The following is a 6,586-nucleotide window of genomic DNA, read 5'->3' as shown; positions in this document are numbered from 1 at the left end:
GCCAGCTCTTCCTCGCCGAAACTGGTCAGCACCGTCACCGCCAGAATGCGCAGCTCGCCGCCGGCCGCCACCGCCGCTTCGATAATCGGCGGATTGCCGTGGACCGTGGCCAGGCTGACGCCGTGTTCGCGCAACTGGCGCACCGCCTGGTAAACGGTTTCGGGTATATCGTAGAACTTGAGATCCAGCATAACCTTATGGCCGCGGGCGACGAGGGCATCCACCACCGGCCACCAGCCGGCGGTAAAAAGCTGCAGGCCCACCTTGAAAAAGCCGATCCGCCCGCCCAGGCGGTCGACCCAGGCCAGGGCCTCCTCGGGTCGAGGGAAGTCCAGGGCGAAGATCAGCCGCTCATTGAGGGGAATCCGGCCGGGGCCGCGCCCGCCGTCTTCATTGTCCGGCAAAAGTTGCTTTTCCATCTCGACCATATAGCCCAGGCAAGCGCCGACTGGCAAGATTTTTCCGCCCCGCTCCCGGCAAGGCCCGGAAACCCGGTGTTTCCTGGCGGCCGGGCCCGAAAGCGGCGCGGGACAAAAATTTGAACCGGCGATAAAGTTTTTTATACTTTTTGCCCTATTTTGCTTGACAAGGGGGGAAGAGATCTATTATGGAAATGCATGGCCAGGGCTTTGCCTCCTCTCCGGAGGCCGCAAAGCTCGGCCGGATAAGGGAGTGATTTGGGGCGGACGCTCAGGAGGCGCCCGCTGTGTGCAAAACCAAGGAGAAAAGGAGAGCATTATGAAAGAAAGCAAAGTTTCCACCGTACGGCGGCGTTACGCCCGCCTCCCCCTGGCCCTGGCCCTCGGCGCCATGGTTCTGACCCCGGCCCTGATCGGCGTCGGCGCCTCCGAAGCCGAGGCCTCCGTGGCCGGCAAAGGCGAAACCAGCATCACCCTGAGCGGCGATTCCCGGCTGCGCGGCTACTGGCGCGAGGATGCCCAGTTTGGCAACCGTACCAGCGTCGACACAATTACTGTAGGTGAGCCGCCCAACACCGAAGAGGTTGTAGTTCGTAGCTCCAACGACGACACCAACCGTCAGTTCCAGCACCGCCTGCGGTTGTACCTGGATGCCAAGGCCGCCGGCGGCACCTCTCTGCACGCCCGGATTCTCGCGACCACCGACGATAACGACGGTCGCGCCCACTACCAATGGGGCGGCGATCGCAACAGCAATGTCGCCACCGACTACTTCTATGTCAACGTGCCCGTCGGTCCGGTTAACGTCCTCGCCGGTCGCTTCCTGGTCAACTGGGGCCATCGCATGAAGGCTTGGGATGCCCGGGCTGATCGTTTGCGGGCCAACTACAAGATCAACGACGAAATGACCGTGTTCGGCTACTATCAGAAGGACGTCGAAGGTCAGTTTGTCGGCGGTGTTCGGGCCGCTGAAGACGAAGATCAGAACCGCTACTCCCTGGGGATGGTGTACAATACCGCCGATTTCCGGATGGGCGCCCAGATTCGCCACACCGACCAGGAATGGGACGGTGGTGAAGACGGCCAGGAACTCTACGGTTACGCTACCTACAAGATGGCTGACCTGACCGTTAACTTTGAAGCCGACTTCCAGCTTGGCGACATCTGGGAAAATGCCGAGGGTGACAATCCTTTCGCCATGTTCCTCGGCTTTGCCTACGCCCTGGGCGACACCACCCTGACCCTGGGTGGCGCTTATGCCGGCAATGGCTGGAATAGTGCTCCTGGTGGTCACTTTGATGCGATCACCATGTTCTACAACACCGGTGGCGGCCACGCTCTGGGCCACAGCCGCTTCGGTCAACGGTCCACCGACAAGGAATGGGCCATCGGCGTCGGCGCCTCCCATAAGCTGAGCCCCGAGCTGACCCTGGGCGCCAAGCTGGCTTACGTTGACGGCAAAAACCTCGCCCCCGTTGGCATGTTTGGTGACGACTGGGATGTAACCGTAGTGGACGCCAGCCTGGCCTACAAGGTCAACGCCAGCACCACCTACCACATTGACGCCATCTACGCTTCGCCCAGCCTGGCTGCCGGCTTCGAAGATGACGCCTACTGGGGCCTGAGCAACCGCTTTGAGATCCGCTTCTAAGCGTCCCTCAAAGCTCCAGGGATCGCCAGGAGGCCAGCCTCCCCGATCCTGACGCAGGCAAGCTGAAAACCCCGCCCGGAATCAACCCCGGGCGGGGTTTTTTATTTGCCCCAGGCCCCAAAGGGGGGCAGATCCCTAGCGCTCCCCCGACCTGCCCCTTCCTTGTTGTCGCTTTTTTCTTGACCTCTGCCATACGCATGCTAAATTTATATGTTTGTAAAATCATCCAAGTCCGGGCTACCCTGCGCCAATAAAGGCAAGTTGCCCGGCTTGGCGGTCGGCGCGCCGTTTTTTCGGCACCGCCGCCCGTGGGGAGTGCTTATCGGGGATAAGCACTGGGGGAAAACCAGATCGGTTCCGGCGACCAATCTCAACCTTTTCGAGACAACACCGAGGAGAATGAAAAAGATGAGTGGACAAGACAGCAAGATCGAAAGCATGATGCAGGAAAAACGCCTTTTTGCTCCCCCGCCCGCCCCCGCCGACACCGTTTCCGCCAAAAGCATGGCCGAATATGAAGAACTCTACCGGCGTTCGATGGACGATCCGGAGGGGTTCTGGGCCGAGCGGGCCGAAGAGCTGATCCAGTGGGACCGCAAGTGGGACAAGGTGCTGGAGGCGGACATGCACACCCCGGAAATCAAGTGGTTTGCCGGCGGCAAGCTCAATGTTTCGGTCAACTGCCTGGACCGCCATCTCGCCAATGGCCGCCGCAACAAGGCCGCCATCATCTGGCAGGGGGAACCCGACGAGGACGTCAAGGTTTACACCTACCAGATGCTCCACACCGAGGTCTGCCGCTTCGCCAACGTCCTCAAGAAAATGGGGGTCCAGAAAGGCGACCGGGTTTCCGTTTACCTGCCGATGATTCCCGAGCTGGCCATCGCCCTGCTGGCCTGCACCCGGATCGGGGCCATTCACAGCGTGGTTTTCGCCGGCTTTTCGGCCCAGAGCCTGAAAAGCCGGATCCAGGACAGCGAGGCCAAGGTCCTGATCACCGCCGATGCCGTCCTCCGGGCGGGCAAGACCATCCCCCTGAAGCCCAGCGCCGACCAGGCCCTGGCCGAGTGCCCCAGCATTCGGAATTGCGTGGTGGTCAAACGGGCCGGCAACGAAGTGCCGATGCAGGAAGGCCGCGATTCCTGGTGGCATGAAGAGGTCAGCGGCGCCGGAATTTCCGCCGATTGCCCGCCGGAAAGCATGGACGCCGAGGACACCATGCTGATTCTCTACACCTCCGGCTCCACCGGCAAGCCCAAGGGGGTGGTCCACACCACCGGCGGCTATCTCACCTTCGCCGCCCAGACCTGCCGCTGGGTTTTCGACCTCAAGGACGACGATGTTTACTGGTGCACCGCCGATATCGGCTGGATCACCGGCCACAGCTATATTCTGTACGGCCCCCTGGCCCTGGGCGGAACCTCGGTGATGTTCGAAGGGGTGCCGAGTTGGCCCAAGCCCGACCGCTTCTGGCAGATCTGCGATAAGTTCAAGGTCAACATCTTCTATACCGCCCCCACCGTCATCCGCGCCCTGATGCGGGAAGGGAACGAATGGCCCCGGAAGCACGATCTTTCCTCGCTGCGCCTGCTGGGCTCGGTGGGTGAGCCGATCAATCCCGAGGCCTGGATGTGGTATCATGAAAATATCGGCGGCGGCAAGCTGCCCATTGTCGATACCTGGTGGCAGACCGAAACCGGCGGGATCATGATCTCGGCCATGCCCTACGCTACTCCCCTCAAACCGGGCTCGGCCACCTTCCCCTTGCCCGGGATCGACGCCGCCATTCTGCGCGAAGACGGCAGCGAAGCGGCCCCCAACGAGGGCGGCCACCTGGTGATCCGCCGGCCCTGGCCGGGGATGCTGCGGGGAGTCTTCGGCGACCCGGCCCGCTACAAGAAAACCTATTTTTCCCGTTATGCCGGAATTTACGACCCGGAAGACGGCGCCCGCAAGGATGAGGACGGCTACTTCTGGATCATGGGCCGGCTGGATGACGTCATCAACGTCTCCGGTCATCGCCTGGGTACCGCCGAGATCGAGTCAGCCCTGGTGGCCCATCCCGACGTGGCCGAGGCGGCGGTGGTCGGGGCCCCCCACGAAATCAAGGGCCAGACCATCTACGCCTACGTCTCCCTGAAGAGCGGGATTGACCCCAGCGACGAACTGCGGGCGGCCCTGCGGGTTCATGTCCGCAAGGAAATCGGGCCCATCGCCACCCCGGAATTCATCCAGTTTTCCGACGGGCTGCCCAAAACCCGGAGCGGCAAGATCATGCGCCGGATTCTGCGCAAGATCGCCGCCGGCCAGACCGAAGCGCATGATTTCGGCGACACCTCCACCCTGTCCGATCCGGCGGTGGTGGATACTTTGGTAGCCGGCAGCAAAGAGTTCCTCAAGAAGTAATGTTGAAGGCGTCGCAAAACCCGCCAAGCGGGTTGGTCGGCAAGGCGCAAATAAATAGCTTCAGAGCGCGGCCCGTCGGCACCGGAGTTTATGCAGCGCCGACAAAGATGCGGCAGCAAAGCATCTTGGGGCGATCAGACCCGGCGGCATACCTGGTCTATTGCCTCCGGATCTGATCGCCCCAAACTGCGCCAGTTGTTGCAAATTTTATTGAAAACGCGGGAGCTTCTGCGGACCTGCTTGCACAAATCTGCGCTACCGCTTAATATAGACGGCCGGAGCTGTCCCGATCACTGTTGCACAGTGAGGGCGCGCCGGCCGTTTTGCTTCGCAGGCCCGGGCAAACGGAGTCCGGCTATCAGCCGGGCCCTGCTTGACCGGATCCCACCCATGACCCTTGCTGAGAAGACTCCCCATGACTCGTTTGCTCGCCCTGATTTCCCTGGTCAGCCTTTTTTTGCTCTCCCCCCTGCCGGCCGCGGCCGCTGACGGGCAACCCCCCCGAGTTGCGGTGCTGCCCTTTGAGCTGATCGCCCCCGAGGATATGGCCTACCTGGTGGAAGGGGTTCGGACCATGCTGGGCAGCCGCCTGGCCGCCGGGCAATCCGCCCGACTGCTGGAGCGGGGCCTGGTCGAGCGGGAACTGGTGGCCGCCGGCCGGCCCCAGGAGGCGGCGGATTTTTTCCGGCTGGGGGAAAAACTGGCGGCCGACTACCTGGTCGGCGGGGTGATGACCGCCATCGGCAGCGGCCTGAGCCTCGATGTCACGGTCTACGATCTCCAGGATCCGGCGGCGACCAGGAGTTTTTTCGCCACCGCCGCCTCCCCCGATGAGGTGATTCCGACAGTGGACAGCCTGGCCCGGGAAATCCGGGGCGAGGTTCTGATCGCCGCGCCGGCCGCCCCCGCCGCGCCGGCTCCGGCAACCCAGCTCGGCGAGCAACAACCCACCTATGTCTCTCCCCACCCGGAGCGTCAGCTTTACGACCGCTGGAGCACCGGGACTTCAGCCTTTGTGCGCTCCAGCGATATCTCCTGGCTGCGGGGCTACAGCAAGAGCCACAACATCCCCATAGCTTTACGGGCCATGGATGCCGCCGACGTAACCGGCGACGGCGAGCTGGAGATCATCCTGGCCGGACCCAACGTGGTGGAAATCTACCGCCTCGAAATGGGGCGCTTCTTAAGAATCGGCCAGGTCCGGACCCTCAACCGTTATCCGATTCACTACCTGTCCACCGCCGACCTCAACGGCAACGGCCGGGCGGAAATCTACGTCAGCGCCGCCGACCACCAGGGGCCCAACTCCCTGATCCTGGAATGGAACGGCAGCGAGCTGGTCCGCACCCACGACAATCTCCCCTGGTATATCCGAGCCGTCCGCCTGCCCATGCAAGGAACAACCCTGGTCGGCCAGCGCGCCGGTCCCGGCAGCTTTGTCCTGCCCGGCCTGCAGCGGCTCCACGCCCTGGCCGACGGCACCCTGGAACAGGGGGGAGCCGTCAGCGTGCCCGGCCGCCTCAATCTCTTTGACTTTGTTTATGCCGACCTGGACGGGGACGGGAGCGAGGAAATCATCACCATTAACCAGAGTGACCGCTTGGAGGTGTTGAGCGCCGGCGGGGGCCGGCTCTGGCGCAGCGAAGGCCGCTTCGGCGGCACCACCCGCCTGCTGGGCGGGCCGGACCCGGCCACCAGCGAGGACTCCGGCCAGCGGCATGAAGTGCGGCACCTTTACGTGCCTTCCCGGATCGTGGTTCGCGATATCAACCAGAACGGCCGGCCGGATATCGTGGTGGTCAAGAACATCGATGCCTTCGCCCGGTTTTTCGGGCACTTGCGTTCCTACTCGGCCGGCGAAATCCACGCCCTGAGCTGGGACGGGGCTGGGATGAACGAAATCTGGCGGACCCGCCGGATCGACGGCTATATCGCCGACATCCAGCTCGGTCCGGATCAGAGCGCAACCGGGGAAGACGGCCAGACCCAGCAGGGGGCCGAACTCTTTGCCGGGGTGGTTCTGGGCAGTGACGGCCTTAATATTCAGGCCACCGCCGAAAGCTCGATCTTCGTCTATCCCGTGGAGTACCGGGCCCCCGGGCCTGATTCG

General features: G+C 62.9%; 4 protein-coding genes. 3 read left to right on the top strand and 1 reads right to left on the bottom strand.

Annotation, left to right across the window (positions count from 1 at the left end; translation table 11 throughout):
• Nucleotides 1-455 (bottom strand): orotidine 5'-phosphate decarboxylase / HUMPS family protein (locus ACHHTY_RS11470; RefSeq protein ID WP_395494301.1); only part of this gene is annotated, 455 nt, incomplete at its 3' end.
• 283 nt (nucleotides 456-738) lie between these two features.
• On the opposite strand from ACHHTY_RS11470, the gene ACHHTY_RS11465 reads away from it, so the two are divergent.
• From ACHHTY_RS11465 to ACHHTY_RS11455, 3 genes are all read left to right on the top strand, one after another.
• Nucleotides 739-2,070, top strand: coding sequence for a porin (locus ACHHTY_RS11465; protein WP_395494300.1), 1,332 nt, complete (start codon nucleotides 739-741; stop codon nucleotides 2,068-2,070).
• A gap of 408 nt (nucleotides 2,071-2,478) precedes the next feature.
• On the top strand, nucleotides 2,479-4,476 hold the full coding sequence (acs, locus tag ACHHTY_RS11460; RefSeq protein ID WP_395494299.1) for an acetate--CoA ligase: 1,998 nt from the start codon (nucleotides 2,479-2,481) through the stop codon (nucleotides 4,474-4,476).
• Nucleotides 4,477-4,891: 415 nt separating this feature from the next.
• A partial coding sequence (locus ACHHTY_RS11455) for an FG-GAP-like repeat-containing protein (protein WP_395494298.1) occupies nucleotides 4,892-6,586 on the top strand: 1,695 nt, incomplete at its 3' end.

The sequence above is a fragment of the Desulfurivibrio nitratireducens genome (genome assembly GCF_044068515.1).
Lineage (GTDB): Bacteria > Desulfobacterota > Desulfobulbia > Desulfobulbales > Desulfurivibrionaceae > Desulfurivibrio.
Note: the sequence above shows the minus strand (reverse complement) of the source record. Positions and strands in the feature narration are given on the sequence as shown.